At 60.9% G+C, this 16,639-nt stretch carries 16 protein-coding genes and 1 tRNA gene; 5 read left to right on the top strand and 12 right to left on the bottom strand.

Annotated elements, in window-relative coordinates:
• Positions 1-3 precede the first annotated feature (3 nt).
• Both ACZ51H_RS03410 and ACZ51H_RS03415 read right to left on the bottom strand, forming a co-directional pair.
• Positions 4-930: a hydrogen peroxide-inducible genes activator gene (locus tag ACZ51H_RS03410; RefSeq protein ID WP_460987871.1), complete on the bottom strand. Its 927-nt coding sequence runs from the start codon at positions 928-930 to the stop codon at positions 4-6.
• A gap of 39 nt (positions 931-969) precedes the next feature.
• Complete coding sequence (locus tag ACZ51H_RS03415; protein ID WP_460987872.1) at positions 970-1,743, bottom strand: sulfite exporter TauE/SafE family protein; 774 nt, start codon at positions 1,741-1,743, stop codon at positions 970-972.
• Positions 1,744-1,899: 156 nt separating this feature from the next.
• Between ACZ51H_RS03415 and epsC the strand changes: the two genes are divergently transcribed.
• From epsC to ACZ51H_RS03430, 3 genes are all read left to right on the top strand, one after another.
• On the top strand, positions 1,900-2,622 hold the full coding sequence (gene epsC, locus ACZ51H_RS03420) for a serine O-acetyltransferase EpsC (RefSeq protein WP_464794648.1): 723 nt from the start codon (positions 1,900-1,902) through the stop codon (positions 2,620-2,622).
• Positions 2,622-2,966, top strand: a complete 345-nt coding sequence (locus ACZ51H_RS03425) for a DUF2794 domain-containing protein (protein ID WP_464802441.1) — start codon at positions 2,622-2,624, stop codon at positions 2,964-2,966. Before epsC ends, ACZ51H_RS03425 begins: the two co-directional genes overlap by 1 nt.
• Before the next feature lie 92 nt (positions 2,967-3,058).
• The gene (locus ACZ51H_RS03430; protein ID WP_464802442.1) at positions 3,059-4,003 is read left to right on the top strand and encodes an NAD(P)H-dependent flavin oxidoreductase; all 945 of its coding nucleotides are present in this window, start codon (positions 3,059-3,061) and stop codon (positions 4,001-4,003) included.
• Here the strand turns inward: ACZ51H_RS03430 and ACZ51H_RS03435 are convergent.
• Positions 3,986-4,906 carry an alpha/beta fold hydrolase gene (locus ACZ51H_RS03435; RefSeq protein ID WP_464802443.1) on the bottom strand — a complete coding sequence of 307 codons (921 nt, stop codon included), beginning with the start codon at positions 4,904-4,906 and terminating at the stop codon, positions 3,986-3,988. The two genes, ACZ51H_RS03430 and ACZ51H_RS03435, sit on opposite strands and share 18 nt — an antisense overlap.
• A 149-nt stretch (positions 4,907-5,055) precedes the next feature.
• A complete protein-coding gene (locus tag ACZ51H_RS03440) occupies positions 5,056-7,020 on the bottom strand; it encodes a hybrid sensor histidine kinase/response regulator (protein ID WP_464802444.1) in 1,965 nt (654 codons plus the stop codon).
• A gap of 224 nt (positions 7,021-7,244) precedes the next feature.
• Between ACZ51H_RS03440 and ACZ51H_RS03445 the strand changes: the two genes are divergently transcribed.
• Positions 7,245-7,318, top strand: a tRNA-Gly gene (locus ACZ51H_RS03445).
• Between the two features lie 8 nt (positions 7,319-7,326).
• Here the strand turns inward: ACZ51H_RS03445 and ACZ51H_RS03450 are convergent.
• The 7 genes from ACZ51H_RS03450 to cyoA form a co-directional block, all read right to left on the bottom strand.
• Entirely contained in the window at positions 7,327-7,860 is a 534-nt protein-coding gene (locus ACZ51H_RS03450; protein WP_464802445.1) for a response regulator transcription factor, read from the bottom strand.
• On the bottom strand, positions 7,850-9,178 hold the full coding sequence (locus tag ACZ51H_RS03455; RefSeq protein WP_464802446.1) for an ATP-binding protein: 1,329 nt from the start codon (positions 9,176-9,178) through the stop codon (positions 7,850-7,852). Before ACZ51H_RS03455 ends, ACZ51H_RS03450 begins: the two co-directional genes overlap by 11 nt.
• Positions 9,175-9,891, bottom strand: coding sequence for an SURF1 family protein (locus tag ACZ51H_RS03460; protein WP_464802447.1), 717 nt, complete (start codon positions 9,889-9,891; stop codon positions 9,175-9,177). Before ACZ51H_RS03460 ends, ACZ51H_RS03455 begins: the two co-directional genes overlap by 4 nt.
• Entirely contained in the window at positions 9,888-10,277 is a 390-nt protein-coding gene (gene cyoD, locus ACZ51H_RS03465) for a cytochrome o ubiquinol oxidase subunit IV (protein WP_464802448.1), read from the bottom strand. Before cyoD ends, ACZ51H_RS03460 begins: the two co-directional genes overlap by 4 nt.
• Positions 10,274-10,918 carry a cytochrome o ubiquinol oxidase subunit III gene (gene cyoC / locus ACZ51H_RS03470; protein WP_464802449.1) on the bottom strand — a complete coding sequence of 215 codons (645 nt, stop codon included), beginning with the start codon at positions 10,916-10,918 and terminating at the stop codon, positions 10,274-10,276. The genes cyoD and cyoC overlap by 4 nt, the downstream gene beginning before the upstream one ends.
• 6 nt (positions 10,919-10,924) lie before the next feature.
• Positions 10,925-12,943 carry a cytochrome o ubiquinol oxidase subunit I gene (cyoB, locus tag ACZ51H_RS03475; RefSeq protein ID WP_464802450.1) on the bottom strand — a complete coding sequence of 673 codons (2,019 nt, stop codon included), beginning with the start codon at positions 12,941-12,943 and terminating at the stop codon, positions 10,925-10,927.
• Positions 12,944-13,153: 210 nt separating this feature from the next.
• A complete protein-coding gene (gene cyoA / locus ACZ51H_RS03480; protein WP_464802840.1) occupies positions 13,154-14,296 on the bottom strand; it encodes a ubiquinol oxidase subunit II in 1,143 nt (380 codons plus the stop codon).
• Positions 14,297-14,462: 166 nt separating this feature from the next.
• Between cyoA and ACZ51H_RS03485 the strand changes: the two genes are divergently transcribed.
• Positions 14,463-15,794, top strand: coding sequence for an MFS transporter (locus ACZ51H_RS03485; protein ID WP_464802451.1), 1,332 nt, complete (start codon positions 14,463-14,465; stop codon positions 15,792-15,794).
• Here ACZ51H_RS03485 and ACZ51H_RS03490 read toward each other — a convergent pair.
• Positions 15,791-16,636: a glycosyltransferase family 2 protein gene (locus ACZ51H_RS03490; RefSeq protein WP_464802841.1), complete on the bottom strand. Its 846-nt coding sequence runs from the start codon at positions 16,634-16,636 to the stop codon at positions 15,791-15,793. The genes ACZ51H_RS03485 and ACZ51H_RS03490 overlap by 4 nt on opposite strands.
• Between the last annotated feature and the right edge of the window lie 3 nt (positions 16,637-16,639).

Raw genomic sequence — 16,639 nt, forward strand, 5'->3', positions numbered from 1 at the left:
AAATCAGGCGGCTACGCTGGATTGCGGCAAATCGGCGGCATCGCGCAGAAGTTCGGCGAGCAGGCGAAATTCCTTTTCCCTCGGACTATTCTTGCGCCAGACCAAAGCAATGTCACGGTGCGACCGGTCGGATCGCAGAGGTCGTACGGCGATCTGCGTATGATCCAATATACCGCCCGTAATGGCCATTTCCGGCATGATCGTCATACCAAGGCCATTATCGACCATCTGAACCAGCGTATGGAGGGAGGTGCCCATCATCATCGCGCTCGAACGGATTTCGGGGCGGTTGCACGCGGCAAGAGCATGGTCCTTCAGACAATGACCATCTTCCAGTAATAGCAGCTTCGTCTCATCGATCATGTCAGGCGCCACCCACTCGGGCGGGTCGCGTGGATCATCTTGAGGAAATGCGACATATAGCCGGTCCTGGAACAGCAGTTCGCTGTCCAGCTCCCCGGTGGGAAAGGGTAGGGCAAGGAGGACACAGTCCACGTTGCCGTGACGAAGTGACTCGATTGCCGTCTGCGTCGTCTCCTCCCGCAGGTAAAGCTTGAGTTCGGGCCTGTCCGCTCTCAGGCGGGGGAGCAGGCGGGGCAACAGGAAGGGCGCGATCGTCGGGATGACGCTCATGCGCAACTCGCCGGTGAGCGGCTTGCCCGAGGCTTCGGCGATGGCCGCAAGTTCCTCCGCTTCGCGCAGAACGCGATGCGCTTTCTCCACGATACGGTCGCCGAGAGCCGTGAAGCGCACCACCCTTCGCGTCCGTTCAACCAGCGTCACGCCGATCAGCGATTCCAGTTCGCGGATACCCGCCGAAAGCGTGGATTGCGTGACATAGCAGCTGTCGGCTGCCTTGCCGAAATGCCCATGCTGCTTCAGCGCAACAAGATATTGCAGCTGTTTCAGCGTGGGCATGTAACTCGACATCGATCGCCTTTCTCGATTAGAAAGCCGAAGATAAGAGCGTCAGCCGATATATCCAAGCCATTTGGCTACGCCGAATAGGGATGTAAGCGTCAGGATTGTACCAACCGCTGTGAATAGCATCCGAGGTGCGACATGACGGGCAAGCATTGCGCCAAAGGGCGCAGCTACTATGCCTCCGAGCAACAGACCGACGGTGTAGGTCGTGAAAGCCTGCCAGCCCAGATGAAGGATGAAGGTGAGGCTGATCGCTAGCGTCAGCACGAACTCGACGGTGTTGACCGTGCCGATCGTGTGCCGTGGACTGGACCCTTGGATAAGGAGGTTCGAAGTAACGATCGGCCCCCAGCCGCCGCCGCCCGAGGCGTCCATGAAACCGCCGACGAGGCCAAGCGGCGCCACCCACTTCGGGTCTCGTGGATGAGGTGGCAGATGAAAGCCGCGCCAGATCAGATAAACGCCGATTGCGGTCAGGTAGAGTTGAACGAAAGGTTTGATCACTGATCCGTCGATGTTCGAAAGAATGTAGGCTCCCGTCACGCCGCCAATGACGCCGGGAATGATGAGGCGTGAAAATAGCCGCCAATCCACGTTCCGGTGGGCGATGTGGCTTATGGCTGAGACAGCGGTCGTGAAAGTTTCGGCGGCGTGTACGCTGGCGGACGCTCTGCTTGGCGGCACGCCCAATGCGAGAAGCAGGGTGCTGGAAATCACGCCGTACGCCATTCCCAAAGCCCCATCGATCATTTGGGCTCCGAAACCGATCAGGATAAAGGGTAGAAGTTCGCTGAGATGAGCGAGGATGGGATCGGTCATTCAAAGGCCCCTGTTGATTGTCTACCGCATTGCTTGGTATATCATAGCTCTCCAAGAAACATTCTGTTTTATGGTCAGAAGCCGAAATAGCCACGCATCTGGAAAATGGATTCTCGCGGGCCTATGTAATGGCCTTCGGTTTTCAGGGGCCGCTGCATGCTGCGCAATCTTATTGGTTATTTGGACTCGGTCAAATCGCGTGACCCGGCTCCGCGCTCGCGGGCTGAAATCCTCCTGTACCCGGGGGTTTGGGCTCTTGGGTTTCATCGCGTTGCGCACAGGCTCTACGGCCTTCGGCTCTATTTCATGGCGCGCGCGGTCAATCATTTTTCCCGCTTTCTCACCGGCAACGACATCCATCCCGGTGCGCGCATCGGCAAGCGGTTCTTCATTGACCATGGCTTCACAGTGATTGGTGAAACGGCTGAAATCGGTGACGATGTCACTCTTTATCAGAATGTGACACTTGGCGGCACCGATCCCGCGAACGGCATTGCAGGCAAGCGGCACCCGACCCTGGCCGATGGGGTCATCGTCGGATCGGGCGCTCAGGTGCTTGGTCCTGTATATGTCGGCGCGCGCGCGCGCGTGGGTGCTAACGCAGTGGTCACGAAAAATGTGCCCGATGGCGCAACCATGGTCGGTATTCCGGCTCGGCAAATGGTTGTCGATGTCACCGCTTATCAGCGTGAATTCCTGCCCTATGGTACGCCCTGTAGCGACTGCCATGATCCGGAAAAATATAAGCTGGAACAGCTTCAGCAGGAAGTCGAGCAATTGCAGAAGCGATTGGCAGAGCTGCTAGAGCAGCGACAGGAAGGGTCTCATGAGCCTCATGATGACGACATTCCCTTGTTTCGGGAGCGTGGGCGCGCCTGATGAGCAATGTGACCCCGTTCCCATCTCAAGCCAATCCGATGGGGCAGACGGGGTTCGACCGACTGGAATTGCAACGCATCATGGATCTTTATGGCCGGATGGTGTCCGCCGGTCATTGGCGTGACTATGCGATTGATCTTGGCCATGACGCAGCTGTTTTTTCTGCCTTTCGGCGGGCCGCCGAACGCCCGGAATATCGCATCGAGAAGCGGCCTTCGCTCCGTCATCGGCAAGGAATGTGGGCGCTGATCGGGGAGGCCGGGGGCATCCTCAAACGAGGTGCTGAACTTCAGGGCATTCTTGCGCCCGTCGAACGCAGATTGCTTAAGATTGTGCGGGATTAGCGCTGTTTCTGATTGCGAGTGTCCGATATCGCGAGGACCAAAGATGGCAGCCGATAAGGGGTGCCAGAGCCAACGACGAATAAGGCCGATTGATGACTTTGCCGAAGCTGCTTGAAGATCGTTTATCCCTGCCGCTGATAGCGTCTCCGATGTTCATCGTGTCCCAGCCCGCGCTTGTGATCGCGCAATGTCGCGCTGGCATCGTGGGCTCATTTCCTTCGCTCAACGCACGGCCTTCAGGCGTGTTCGAAGAGTGGCTTCAACTTCTCCGCCGGGAGTTGACTGAGGATGACGCGCCTTTCGCGGTCAACCTTATCGTTCACAAGACAAATGCCCGCTTGGAGGAGGATCTGGCTCTCTGCGTGAAATATCACGTCCCGATCGTGATTACCTCGCTGGGCGCTCGCGCCGACGTCAACGAAGCTGTCCACAGTTACGGTGGCCTTGTGTTCCACGATGTCATCAACAACATGTTCGCGAGGAAGGCGATCGAAAAGGGGGCAGACGGCCTGGTTGCGGTTGCTGCGGGGGCAGGAGGCCATGCTGGCACATTGTCGCCGTTCGCGCTGGTTGAAGAAATCCGCGCGTGGTTTGACGGCCCTTTGATCCTGTCAGGTGCGATCTCAACCGGCCGAGCGATTGCCGCTGCCCGCATGATGGGGGCCGATCTGGCCTATATGGGTTCTGCTTTCATCGCGACGGAAGAAGCGAACGCCGACCCCAAATATAAGCAAATGATCGTAGACAGTAGCGCGGCCGACATCGTCTATTCGGATCACTTCACCGGCGTTCATGGCAATTATCTGAGACCGAGCATTACGGCAGCCGGGCTTGACCCCGACACGCTGGCGAATGCCGCCGGCATGGATATCGCCGCTATGGCGGAGGATGAGAAAAAGGCCTGGCGCGACATTTGGGGGGCGGGCCAGGGCATTGGCGCGGTCGAGAAAATTCAGCCCGCCGCTTCATTCATAGAGCAATTGAAGGTGCAGTACCGTGCTGCCATTATAGCCTTTCAGTCACAGGAAGGCGCGTAGTTCCGTAAGGAACGCGTCAAACCGGTCGTGGTGCAACCAGTGTCCGGCTTCACCAAATTCCACCAGTCGCGCATCACGGAAGTGCGCTGCCCTGCCGTCCTTCACCGGATTCGATGCCCAACTGTCCAGACCCAAGCAAAGGAGTACGGGGCAGTGCACCCGCGACCAGAATTGAGGTAGATCATCCCCAACCATATCTTGCGGCGGCGTTTGGCGAAGATATGGATCGAACTTCCAATCATAGCTGCCATCTTCATTTCGGTTCACGCCATGGACCGTCAGGTGCAGCGCTTGTTCTCCTGACAGGTGATCGTTCCGTTCCCGCATGCGCGCGACTGCCGCTTCGAGCGTGGGATAGTGACGCGGCTGCCTGCGAGCGCTCGCGCGGCGCTGCTCGATCCATTCGCGCCAGCGATCGGGTGCGGGATGGGCTGCCCTGTCCTTAAGCCTCTCGGGGGAAAGGCCCAGCCCCTCGATCGCGACCAGGCGGTCGACGCGCTCCGGGAAGAGCCCCGCATAGCGCAACGCGATAGACCCTCCCAACGAATGGCCCACCAGAACAACCTTGTCCCGCCCAACCTGCTCCACTAGCTGGGCGAGGTCATAGACGAAGTCCGCCGTCAGATAGGTGCCTTCGGTAGACCATGCGCTGTCGCCATGGCCCCGAAGATCAGGTACCACGACATGGAAGTCACGCGCGAGTGCCCGGGCCGTCCAATCCCAACTACGCGCATGATCCAGGGCGCCATGCAACAGGATCAAGGTGGGAGCGGAGCGGTTCCCCCAATCCACATAATGCAGGCGAGTGCGCAGCGAAGTGAAGAAATGTGATGTCGGGCTTAGGGTGGCGACGTTGTCCGGACATTCGCCAAGCGGGCTGGCAAAATTTGGGGTGATATTCATGTCCTCGGGAGCACTCCGCGATTCTGGACGGCCAGCATCATAACTTAATCATTATAGCAGCATTTTTGAGGAAATTGATGGTGATAGTGAGCGGGGTGCCCGCTCTTAGCGTACCAAAGTGGGAGATGCTGAAGAAATGATTGGGTCGATCAAAAGCCTTCTGATCGCCCAAACGGAATCACCCGGTCAGCGGCCCGATCATGATGGGCCAAGGCCACCATGCGCGCTAGATCGGCCTGTTTGAATGGCTTGTCGAGCCTCAGCCGTTTTGTGGCGCCGGGGGGCAGTTCGGCATATCCCGTGATGATGATGACGGGCAAGCCGGGATGGCTTTCAGTCAGGGCGTCTGCCAGTTGCGCTCCCGTCATATGGGGCATTGCGTGGTCGGTGATGACAAGATCCACGTCACCCTCTGTCAGCATTCGTAGAGCATCAACTGCTGACCCTGCCTGAAATACGGTATGTCCCAATTCCTCGAGCATGCCCGCCGTGTTTGTGAGAACCAAGTCATCGTCATCGACTGCCAATATGACGAGCGGCTGATCTGTGGGCTCAACGATGGTCGGACTTTGGCACTCGTCCTCCTCCGCGTCGATCTCATCAGCAGCCACTGGGAGCCAGAGCGAGACAGTCGAGCCCTGTCCCGGCTCGCTTGAGATGATCAGCGACCCGCCGCACTGCTGGGCAAAGCCGTGGACCATGGAAAGGCCGAGGCCGGTGCCCTTGCCTACGCCTTTGGTGGTGAAGAACGGCTCACGAGCCCGAGCGAGGGTATGTTCATCCATGCCTTCCCCCTCGTCGATGACCGAAAGGCGGACATAATGGCCACAGGGTAAATCAGGCCGTTGTTCGGCCGTAAGATGAGCCTCGGCACCTTCGACAATGATCCGACCTCCGTCCGGCATCGCATCGCGAGCGTTCACGGCAAGGTTGAGCAGCGCCAGTTCCAGCTGCGCTGGGTCCGCATGCGCGGCGCTGAGGGACAAGGGAAAACGGGTCTCTATTGTCACAGTGGAGCCCAAGGTCGATTTCAGCAGTCCGGCCATGTTTCGCACCAGGGCGATGCAATCGATGCTGGCCAATTTCAACTCCTGGCGCCGGGCAAAGGCTAGCATGCGCTGGGTCAAGATGGCCCCGCGATCGGCCGCCGTCATCGCATTGTCGATATAGCGCGAAATGTCGGCTCCGGTTTGCAGCCGCTGCCTCGCAAGGTCCAGGCTTCCCATGATGACGGCGAGCAGGTTGTTGAAATCATGCGCGACCCCGCCCGTCAGCTTGCCGATCGCATCCATCTTCTGCGACTGAAAAATGGCTTCGCGCGCTTCTTCCAGTGCCAGTTGAGATTCCCGCCGCTCGGTCAGATCGCGCGTGATCTTGGCAAAACCTATGAGGTGGCCCATGGGATTGCGAATGGCGTCGATGACGACGTTGGCCCAAAAGCGCGACCCGTCCTTGCGAATGCGCCATCCTTCCGCTTCAAAACGCCCTTCTCGGGTTGCTGTTTCAAGAGCGCGGGAGGGTATCCCAGCCATGCGGTCTTCTTCCGAATAGAAGCGGGAAAAATTCTGGCCCAGTATCTCGTCTGCGGTGTATCCCTTGAATCGCTCTGCGCCCGCGTTCCAGCTTGTGATGGTGCCCACGGGGTCGAGCATATAAATCGCATAGTCGGTGACGCTTTCCACCAGCAGGCGGAAGCGCTCTTCGCTTGCCCGTAGCGCTTCATCGGCCACCCGCCGTTCCGTCAGGTCGCGCGTCACCTTGGCAAAGCCAATCAACTTGCCTGCGGGGTCGCGGATGGGGTCGATGACGACGCTTGCCCAAAAGCGCCCGCCATCCTTGCGCACGCGCCATCCTTCGGCTTCGAACCGCCCTTCGTGCTCCGCAGTTTCGAGCGCAAGGGCAGGGATGCCCGCCGCCTGATCTTCCGGGGTGTAGAAGCGGGAGAAATGTTGGCCGACAATCTCTTCGGCCTCATATCCCTTGAACCGGCGCGCTCCTGCGTTCCAACTAACGATCGTGCCATTGGTTGAGAGCATGTAAATCGCGTAATCAATAACGCTCTGGACAAGCAATTCGAAGCGGTTTCCAGAGTCCTCCGGCGCCGCCGTGTTCATAAGTTCCCCATTAAGTTATTGTATCTTATCAAAACGGACAAACACCCCGAACGGTTCATCGTTCCGTTGGTGAACTGTCAATCTACCACCCAGCCTATATCGCTCTATTAACTAACGCATATTTTTGAGGGGTTTGGGGAGAAGAGGCCATGCGGGGAGCTTTTTGCCGGGGCTGAGGGAGGTCGTTGACCTTCCCCGGATCAGCCGCTAATCCCGGCGGCGTCGCGGGTGTAGCTCAATGGTAGAGCAGAAGCTTCCCAAGCTTACGACGAGGGTTCGATTCCCTTCACCCGCTCCACTCTTGCATCAGCCGACCTGCCGCTTGGCGAGCTTTCTTGCCAACGTCCTGCGATGCATGCCGAGGCGACGCGCTGCTTCGGATATGTTGAAGTCGCTGTCCTTCAACACCTCATGAATATGTTCCCACTCGAGCGTCTTGATCGATGTCGGACGTGGGGCGAGGGGCGTCGATGGGTCGCCGGTCGACCGGGCGAATGCTGCTTCGATGTCATCCGTGTTTGAAGGCTTGGCGAGATAATGCGAGGCGCCGAGTTTGATCGCCTCGACAGCGGTCGCGATGCTTGCAAAGCCGGTCAGGACGACGATCAGCATGTCGGGATCATGGGCATGAAGCGTCTGGACGCAAACCAGGCCGGACTCAGATGCGAGCTTGAGATCGACTACTGCATAGTGGGGACGGTGTTTCTCGAGCAGGGCGAGAAGGGTGGCATGGTTGTCAGCGGTCAGGACCTGATAACCGCGCCGTTCAAAGGAGCGCTTGAGCGTTCTGGCGAAGGCTTCGTCATCCTCGACAAGGACCAGCAGCCGGTCATCCTCCATTGGGCAACTCCTCTTCGAAGGCGACTGTGCTGAGCGGGAGGCGGAGCAGGATGAGCGCGCCGCCGTCTGCGCCGTTGCTGGCGGAGACGTTGCCGCCGAGCTTCCGGACCACATTCACGACCAGGAAGAGGCCGAGGCCGCTGCCTTGTTTGCCTTTGCTGGAGCGGTAGGGTTTGCCGAAGTCCGCGAGCATCTGATCGCTGAAGCCCTTGCCATTGTCGCGGACGGCGATGTTGAGCGAGTTGCTGTCCCGCCCGACCAGAAGATCGATGTAGGTAGCGCCAGCTTCGCGGGCGTTGTCGAGGAGGTTTGTGATGGCTTGGCGGATAACGGGATCGGCGATGATGCGGGGGTAATCGTGGGGGCCGAAATCGCAGCGGAGGGGGATTGTGGGATTGGCGGAGCGCCAGCTTTGGGCGATTTCAAGAATGAAATCGCGAGTTGGCGTGACTTTTGGAGCTTCGCCTCGGGCTTCGCCGGAGGAAATGAGAATGCCTGTCAATATCTGTTTACAGCGTTGGACGGCTGCCTGCATCTCGCCGACCTCCTCGAGAAGGGAGGGGTGCGCGGTGATTTCGGGCATGTGGCGCCAGTCGCCGAGCACGACCGCGAGTTGGGAGAGGGGGGTGCCCAGTTCATGGGCCGCGCCTGACGCGAGGAGGCCCATGCGGACGATATGTTCTTCCTCCGCCGCCTGCTGGCGTAGCTGGGCGAGATAGGCTTCGCGGGCTTGGAGGTTGCGGGTTACCCGGCTCATGAAAAGGACCAGCAGCACCGCGATCATGGCGAGGCATATCCAGGTGCCGAGGATGTGGAGGTCGAAGAGGTGCCCCTCCAGCGCGTCGGTAAGCTCCAGTGGCCGATAGACGACGGACAGTATTGCGGCGCAGAGCAGCGACAGAAGGACGATGCCCCAAATGCTCCAGCGGTCGAGCAGCACCGCGCCCAGCGCGACCTGAAGCAGGTAGAGGGCGATGAAGGGATTGGTGGCGCCACCACTGAGATAGAGCTGGGTCGTCAGCAGCAGCACGTCGAAGACGAGCGCCAGAAACAGCTCGATATGCGCAACGTCGGTACGGCGGCGCAGCGTTGCGAAGGTGGCGACATTCACTGCTGCCCCGATCGAGGCCACAAGCAACATGGCGGCGACAGGCAAGCTGATCCCCATGCCCCAATGCACGAAGAGGATCGTCGCGACCTGCCCGGCGATCGCGATCCAGCGAAGCTGGGCGAGCAGCGCCATATTCTTGCGCCCGGCCGCGTCCGCTGGCCATTGGCTGGGCAGCAGGCGGGCGCCGGTGGATAGCCACCGCTTCAAGACCGTCTTTCCTTCCATTCATGGCGCATGACGAAGATGTAGGCGCCAGCCGCCATCGCCGCCAGCGCGAACCATGTGAGGGCGTAGGAAAGATGGCTGTTGGGGAAGCGAAGGACGGTGAGGCCGCCTATGGGCAAGGATGCTGGCGGGCCGTTGCGTTCGGCATCGATGAAATAGTTGGCGACCGGCGCGCGAAGCTGGCGCGCGACGGCGATGGCGGCAACGTCGCGTGAATACCAGCGATTTGCTTGAGGATCGTTGGAGCGCAGGAAGCCGCCGCCCGGCTCGCTGAGGCGCATGAGGCCGGTGATGCGCACTTGCCCGTCCGGCCGGGAATAGATGCTGCGCGCATCAGGCGGGATGAAGCCGCGGTTGACGAGCAGGGTGAAGCCGCGATCGGTCATGAGCGGAGTAAGCACCCAGAAGCCCGCCCCGCGAACCGTCGAAGCCTGCACTAAAGTCGCGCGGTCATGCAGGAAGTGGCCGGTCGCGATCACCCGACGATAGGCGTCCTTGTCGCTGGCTGACGAGGGAGCCGGGACAGGGGCGGCGTGAACACGGCTTTCGACCTTTGCGATCAGGTCGCGCTTCCATGCCAGGCGATGCACTTGCCAGACGCCAAGACTGACCAGCCCCGCGACCGCCAGGGCGGCGGCCAGCGAGAAGATGATCAGGAACCCCGCCGATCGGCGGCGGGGTTGGGGGGCTGTCACGGCATCTGGCTCATGTCATGCACGCTCATATCCATTTGCGGCATCATATTGTGATTGAGATGATACATGACCCAGATCGATCCGGACAGGGTGATGACCACCAGCACGATCGTGAAGATCAGCGCCAGCATCGTCCAGCCGCCTTCCGAGCGGGTGTTCATGTGCAGGAAGTAGATCATGTGGACCAGTATCTGCACGACCGCGAAGCCCATGATGGTGAAGGCGGTCAGTTGCGGATCGCCCAGCACTCCCGTCATGACGAGCCAGAAGGGGATGGCCGTCAGGATCACCGACAGGCCGAAGCCGATCATGTAGCTGCCGAAGGTGCCATGGGCAGGGGCGTGCCCATGATGATCGTCGTGATGGCTGTGGTCGTGCGCGCTCATCGCAGCATCCCCATGAGATAGACGAAGGTGAAGACGCCGATCCAGACGACGTCGAGAAAGTGCCAGAACATCGACAGGCACATGAGGCGGCGCTGGTTGGCCGGGATCAGGCCCTTTTTGGCGACCTGCACCATCAGCGTCACCAGCCAGATCGTGCCGAAGGTGACGTGCAGACCGTGCGTGCCCACCAACGTGAAGAAGGCGGACAGGAAGCCCGAACGCATCGGGGTCGCGCCTTCATGGATGAGGTGCGCGAATTCGTACAGCTCGATCGACAGGAAGGCGAGGCCGAACAGGCCGGTGATGGCCAGCCAGCCCTGCGTCGCGGCGACCCTGTTCTTTTCCATCGCCAGCATGGCAAAGCCATAGGTGATGGACGAGAAGAGCAGCATCGCGGTGTTGAGCGCGACGAGCGGCAGGTCGAACAGGTCCTTCGGGCTTGGTCCCGCCGCATAGCTGCCGCCCAGCACCGCATAGGTGGCGAATAGGCAGGCGAAGATGAGGCAATCGCTCATCAGATAGATCCAGAAGCCCAGCATGGTGCTGGACCCTTCCGGATGGTGGGGCTCATGTTCCAGATGGAAGAGCGGGTTGCCGTCCTTGTCGAGGAAAGCGGCGTCTATAGTGGGTGCGCTTGCCATGTGCTGTTAGCCCTGCATCGCGAGCTGGCGCGTGCGCTCGCCCTCTGTGCGCTCGACGACATCCTTGGGGATGTAGAAGTCGCGCTTGTAGTTGAAGGTGTGGCCGATCGCGACGGCCAGGATGCCGATGAAGCTGAGGCCCGCGAGCCACCACATGTACCAGATCATGCCGACGCCGAAGGCCACGGACAGGCCCGCGATGATGACGCCGGTGCCAGTGTTGCTGGGCATGTGGATGGCTTCATAGCCCGAGAGAGGGCGCTGATAGCCGCGCTTCTTCATGTCCGCCCATGCGTCGCCATCATGGATGACGGGTGTGAAGGCGAAATTATAGTCGGGCGGCGGCGAGCTGGTCGCCCATTCGAGGGTGCGGCCGTCCCATGGGTCGCCGGTCGTGTCGCGCAGCTTGTCACGGTTGATGATGCTGACGGCGAACTGGATGAGCATGCAGGCGATGCCTGCCGCGATCATGAGTGCGCCGAGGGCCGCGATCTGGAACCAGATTTGCAGGCTGGGATCGTCGAACACGCGCATGCGGCGGGTGACGCCCATCAGGCCGAGGATATAGAGCGGCATAAAGGCGACCCAGAAGCCGACGACCCACAGCCAGAAGCTGCGCACGCCCCATGTCCGATCGAGCTTGAAGCCGAACGCCTTGGGCCACCAATAGTTGATCGCCGCGAACAGGCCGAACAGCACGCCGCCGATGATCACGTTATGGAAATGCGCGATCAGGAACAGCGAGTTGTGCAGGACGAAGTCCGCGGGCGGCACGGCGAGCAGCACGCCGGTCATGCCGCCGACCACGAAGGTCAGCATGAAGGCGACCGTCCACATCATCGGCAGTTCGAACCGGATGCGGCCGCGATACATGGTGAAGAGCCAGTTGAAGAGCTTCGCCCCCGTCGGGATGGAAATTACCATCGTGGTGATGCCGAAGAAGCTGTTGACGCTGGCGCCCGAACCCATGGTGAAGAAATGGTGCAGCCAGACGAGGTAGCTGAGGATCGCGATGACGACCGTCGCATAGACCATAGAGGAATAGCCGAAGAGCCGCTTGCTGGAGAAAGTCGAGGTGACTTCACTGAAGACGCCGAACAGCGGCAGGATGAGGATGTAAACCTCCGGATGGCCCCAGATCCAGATGAGGTTCACGTACATCATGGGGTTACCGCCCATGTCGTTGGTGAAGAAGGCCGTGCCGACATAGCGGTCGAGGCTGAGCAGCGCGAGGACGGCGGTCAGCACCGGGAAGGCGGCGACGATCAGGATGTTGGAGCAGAGCGAGGTCCAGACGAAGATGGGGAGCTTCATCATTGACATGCCGGGCGCGCGCATCTTGACGATGGTCGCGATCAGGTTGACGCCGGATAATAGCGTGCCGATGCCTGCTATCTGAAGGCCCCAGATATAGTAATCGACGCCGACTCCGGGACTGTAGGCGATGCCGGACAGGGGTGGATAGGCGAGCCAGCCGGTGCGCGCGAATTCGCCCACGAACAGCGACATCATGGTGATGACGGCGCCTGCCGTGGTCATCCAGAAGCTGAAATTGTTGAGGAAGGGGAAGCTGACGTCGCGCGCGCCGATTTGCAGCGGGACCATATAGTTCATGATCCCGGTGATCATCGGCATCGCCACGAAGAAGATCATGATGACGCCGTGCGCCGTGAAAATCTGGTCGTAATGATGCGCGTTCAGATAGCCTTCGGAGCCGTTGAAGGCCCATGCCTGCTGAAGGCGCATCATGAGGGCATCGGCGAAACCGCGCAGGAACATGATGAGGCCGAGGATCATGTACATGATGCCGATGCGCTTGTGATCCACGGTGGTGAACCAGTCGCGCCACAGCATGCCCCAGAGGCGGTATTTGGTGACGAGGCCAAGGACCGCAGCGCCGCCGATGACGACCGCGACGAAGGTGCCCATGACGATCGGCTCGTGGATCGGAACGGCGCTCCAGTCGAGGCGGCCGAAGATCAGTTTCCAGATGCCGCTATTTTCGGATGCGGGATGAGGGGACATGGGGGTCAGGGCCTTGGGAGGGAGGGGGAGGGGGAAGCTGGGTTTAGCCCCTCCCCTTCAGGTTCAAACGAGGCACGTGACTCGTTTGAAGGGTTGGGGTGGGGTCGGGCCGGATGGTGCGGCGCTTGGGGCGCTCCCCCACCCCCGGCCCTCGAACGGAGTCGCGTGCCTCCGTTCGACCTGAAGGGGAGGGGTGAATTAGTGATCAGTTCAATGCCCATGATGACCGCCTGCATGCCCGTCGGCATCCTTCTGCCCCGGCGCTTCATGGCCTTGCGCAGCAGGCGCGCGCTCCGCCGCTGGCGTCATGCCGACGGGCTGGGCGATTTCGCCCTTCTTGCCCGGCTCAACCGGGTGGAAGCCGCCGACGTCGATGGTGCCGTCATGGCGCAAGCCTTCGGTGTCACGCGCCGATTCCTTTCCGCCGCCGCCCATCATGTCGGTCATCATGACCTCATCCATGCAGCGCTTGCCGGGCTGGGCGCACATGTTGAGTGCGGCGTGGAAGAGCTTTGGCTCGACACCTGCGAAGTACATGGGCGGCACTTTTTCGCTCGGCTGCTCCAGCTTCACATAGGTGGCGCGGTCGAGTTTTGCGTTGCTGGCCTTCACTTGCGCGACCCAGCGGTCGAAACCGGCCTGGTCCATCGCCTTGAAGCGGAAGCGCATATTGGAGAAGCCTGCGCCGGAATAGTTGGCGGAGAAGCCTTCGAAAGTGCCGGGCTTGTTGGCGACGGCGTGAAGGACCGTCTGCATGCCGGGCATGGCGTAGATCTGGCCTGCAAGCGCGGGCACGAAGAAGCTGTTCATGAGCGTCGCGGAGGTGATCTTGAACTCGATCGGCTGATCCACGGGCGCGGCGAGTTCATTCACCGTGGCGATGCCGAGTTCGGGATAGATGAACAGCCATTTCCAGTCGAGCGCGACGACTTCGACCTGAAGGCGCTTGGCGGCGGGTTCGACTTTGCGTGCGTGATCGAGGCGTTCGATCGGGCGATAAGGGTCCAGCAGATGAGTGCTGGTCCAGGTGATCGCGCCGAGCGCGATGATGATCAGCAGCGGGGCGGACCAGATCAGCAGCTCAAGGCTGGTGCTATGGTCCCAATCGGGATCATAATCCTTCGCCTGCGCCTTTTCCCGGTAGCGCCAAGCGAACCAGATCGTCGTGGCCATGACGGGCAGGATGATGAGCAGCATGAGCAGGGTGGAAATGACGATCAGGTCACGCTGCTGCACTGCGACATCGCCCGCGGGGGACATGACCACCCAGTTGCATGCGCCGAGCGGCAGCAGCAGCAAGGGGGCGAGTCGGCGCGGAAAAGCTCGGGAAAAGGGGCGAGGGCGTGCGGTCATGAAGCCCGCATAAGGGGGTGGCGTGGCGATCGACATTGGACCTTTTGTCCTATCCCCTCGCAGGCGCAAAATGGGGCATTGGCCTTTCGACCACCGGGGCGATTCGCTATGCTGCAACGATGTTTGGCATGGATCGTTCCCGCAGCATGAAGGCCAGTCCAGACCGATGAACGCCGCGACCACCACGCCATCCTCCACGCAGATGGAGCGCGATGCACGCCTTGTGACGGCGAGGGACCATCGCGTCGCTCCGGGTGAGATCGCCATTGGCGTGATCATCGGGCGGACGTCGGAATTTTTCGACTTCTTCGTCTATGCGATCGCGTCGTGCATCGTGTTTCCGGCGCATGTCTTTCCCTTTTTGAGTCCGCTGGCGGGGACGCTTTGGTCTTTTGCGATCTTCGCGCTGGCGTTTGTGACGCGGCCGATAGGGTCGTTCATCTTCATGGCGGTGGATCGGGCCTATGGGCGGGGCGTGAAGCTTACTATTGCGCTGTTTTTGCTGGGCGGATCGACGGCGTTTATCGCGTTCCTGCCGGGTTATGAGACGGTTGGCATATGGTCGGCGGTAATGCTGGCGGTGCTGCGGGCGGGGCAGGGGATTGCGCTGGGCGGGACGTGGGACGGGCTTGCGTCGTTGCTGTCGCTGAACGCGCCGCAGAACAAGCGCGGCTGGTATGCGATGATGCCGCAGCTGGGCGCGCCGCTGGCGCTGGTGGTGGCCAGCGGGTTGTTCGCATTCTTCCTGTTCAATCTGTCGCGGGCGGATTTCCTGGATTGGGGCTGGCGCTATCCCTTCTTCGTGGCGTTCGCGATCAATGTGGTGGCGTTGTTTGCGCGGCTGCGGATCGTGGTGACGCATGAGTTCGAACGGCTGTTCGAGGCGCGTGAGTTGCAGCCTTCGCCGGTGCTGGAGACGGTACGGACGGATGGGCGGAATATCGTTATCGGCGCCTTCGCTCCGCTGGCGAGCTTTGCGCTGTTTCACATGGTGTCGGTGTTCCCGCTGTCGTGGATCGCGCTTTATACGAAACAGCCGCTGGAGCGCTTTCTGGTGATCGAGGCGATCGGGGCGAGCGTGGGCGTGCTGGCGATCATTGTTTCCGGATTTGTCGCGGACATGGTGGGGCGGCGCAAGCTGCTGGCGTGGTCGGCGCTTGGGATCGGGATATTCAGCATTGCTGCTCCGTTGCTGCTCAATGGCGGGGAACTGGCCGAGATCGCGTTCATGATCCTGGGGTTCATGCTGCTGGGGTTGAGCTTTGGGCAGTCTTCGGGCGTGGTGGCGTCGAATTTCTCGACGGCCACGCGCTATACGGGGTCGGCGTTGACGTCGGACCTTGCCTGGCTGGTGGGGGCGGGCTTTGCGCCGCTGGTGGCGTTGGCGCTGTCGGTCACATTTGGGTTGGCGGCTTCGGGCGCTTATCTGTTTTCGGGCGCGGTCGTGACGGGGCTGGCATTGTTCATCAACAAGGAACTGGCGGGCAAGGACCGCTAAGCGGCTGCCTGCCTCATCCGGGCGAGCGCTTTTCGGTCGAAAAAGCCGGTGGGGCCGGAGCGCGGGGCGAGGCGAGGGAGCCATGCGGCGTAGAGGCTGCGAAGTTCGCGCGGCAGGGCGTCAGGTCCTTGCCCACCCATGATGTCGGACACGATGCGGTTCTGGAAGAAGCGCAGCGAATAGTTAGTCATCCGGCGATATTGCATGCGCCAGCTTGCAGGGTTGGTGAGGCGGACGGGTTCGCAGAGGAAGCCTGCTTCTTCGCAAGCGATGACACGCTCACGCTGCCAGGCGGCGTCAGTTTGCAGGTCGGTATGAGCCCAGGCGGCGACGAGGCCATCGTCGCCGATCAGATCATCGGGCAAATACAGGCGCCGCGCGCGGATGCGGTTCACGAAATGGCCGGACAGTGCGTAAAGATCGCCGAAGAGGCCGCCGTCTGTTGACAGCAGGTGGCGGTAATGCGCGGCCATGCGCCCGTTGAGTGGCATGCCCGCCGCTGCATTGATTCCGTCGCCTCCTACCGCTGCCACCAGCGCATCGATGGAGCCGGGTGCGATCCGGGCGTCGCCATCGAGGAGGATGACGGCTTCGTCGGTCCCGTCCAGCAGATCATGGATCAGGTGGTTCCATGTTCGCGACTTGCCGCCCTGGGCGATGTCGTGCACCCGGACATTGGCTCGCCCGGCTGCGATGTCGCGGGCGCGGACGGCGGTGGCGTCGGTCGAGCCGTTGACGAGGACATGATAGACGGTGTCCGCCCGGTCCAGCGGGAGCGAGGTGAGGCAGGTGCCGATCCGCCGCTCCTCCTGATGGGCGAAGATGCCGACGGCGATGCCCATGAT

This window comes from Sphingobium sp. TomMM15 (assembly GCF_055397045.1).

Bases quoted from the DNA above. Each gene is read 5' to 3' on its own strand.
- ACZ51H_RS03485 (WP_464802451.1), top strand. From the start codon at position 14,463: ATGAACGCCGCGACCACCACGCCATCCTCCACGCAGATGGAGCGCGAT.
- ACZ51H_RS03450 (WP_464802445.1), bottom strand. From the start codon at position 7,860: ATGGAGGATGACCGGCTGCTGGTCCTTGTCGAGGATGACGAAGCCTTC.
- ACZ51H_RS03435 (WP_464802443.1), bottom strand. From the start codon at position 4,906: ATGAATATCACCCCAAATTTTGCCAGCCCGCTTGGCGAATGTCCGGAC.
- ACZ51H_RS03410 (WP_460987871.1), bottom strand. From the start codon at position 930: ATGTCGAGTTACATGCCCACGCTGAAACAGCTGCAATATCTTGTTGCG.
- epsC (WP_464794648.1), top strand. From the start codon at position 1,900: ATGCTGCGCAATCTTATTGGTTATTTGGACTCGGTCAAATCGCGTGAC.
- ACZ51H_RS03490 (WP_464802841.1), bottom strand. From the start codon at position 16,636: ATGGGCATCGCCGTCGGCATCTTCGCCCATCAGGAGGAGCGGCGGATC.
- cyoC (WP_464802449.1), bottom strand. From the start codon at position 10,918: ATGGCAAGCGCACCCACTATAGACGCCGCTTTCCTCGACAAGGACGGC.
- ACZ51H_RS03425 (WP_464802441.1), top strand. From the start codon at position 2,622: ATGAGCAATGTGACCCCGTTCCCATCTCAAGCCAATCCGATGGGGCAG.
- cyoA (WP_464802840.1), bottom strand. From the start codon at position 14,296: ATGACCGCACGCCCTCGCCCCTTTTCCCGAGCTTTTCCGCGCCGACTC.
- ACZ51H_RS03415 (WP_460987872.1), bottom strand. From the start codon at position 1,743: ATGACCGATCCCATCCTCGCTCATCTCAGCGAACTTCTACCCTTTATC.
- cyoD (WP_464802448.1), bottom strand. From the start codon at position 10,277: ATGAGCGCGCACGACCACAGCCATCACGACGATCATCATGGGCACGCC.
- ACZ51H_RS03440 (WP_464802444.1), bottom strand. From the start codon at position 7,020: ATGAACACGGCGGCGCCGGAGGACTCTGGAAACCGCTTCGAATTGCTT.
- ACZ51H_RS03430 (WP_464802442.1), top strand. From the start codon at position 3,059: ATGACTTTGCCGAAGCTGCTTGAAGATCGTTTATCCCTGCCGCTGATA.
- cyoB (WP_464802450.1), bottom strand. From the start codon at position 12,943: ATGTCCCCTCATCCCGCATCCGAAAATAGCGGCATCTGGAAACTGATC.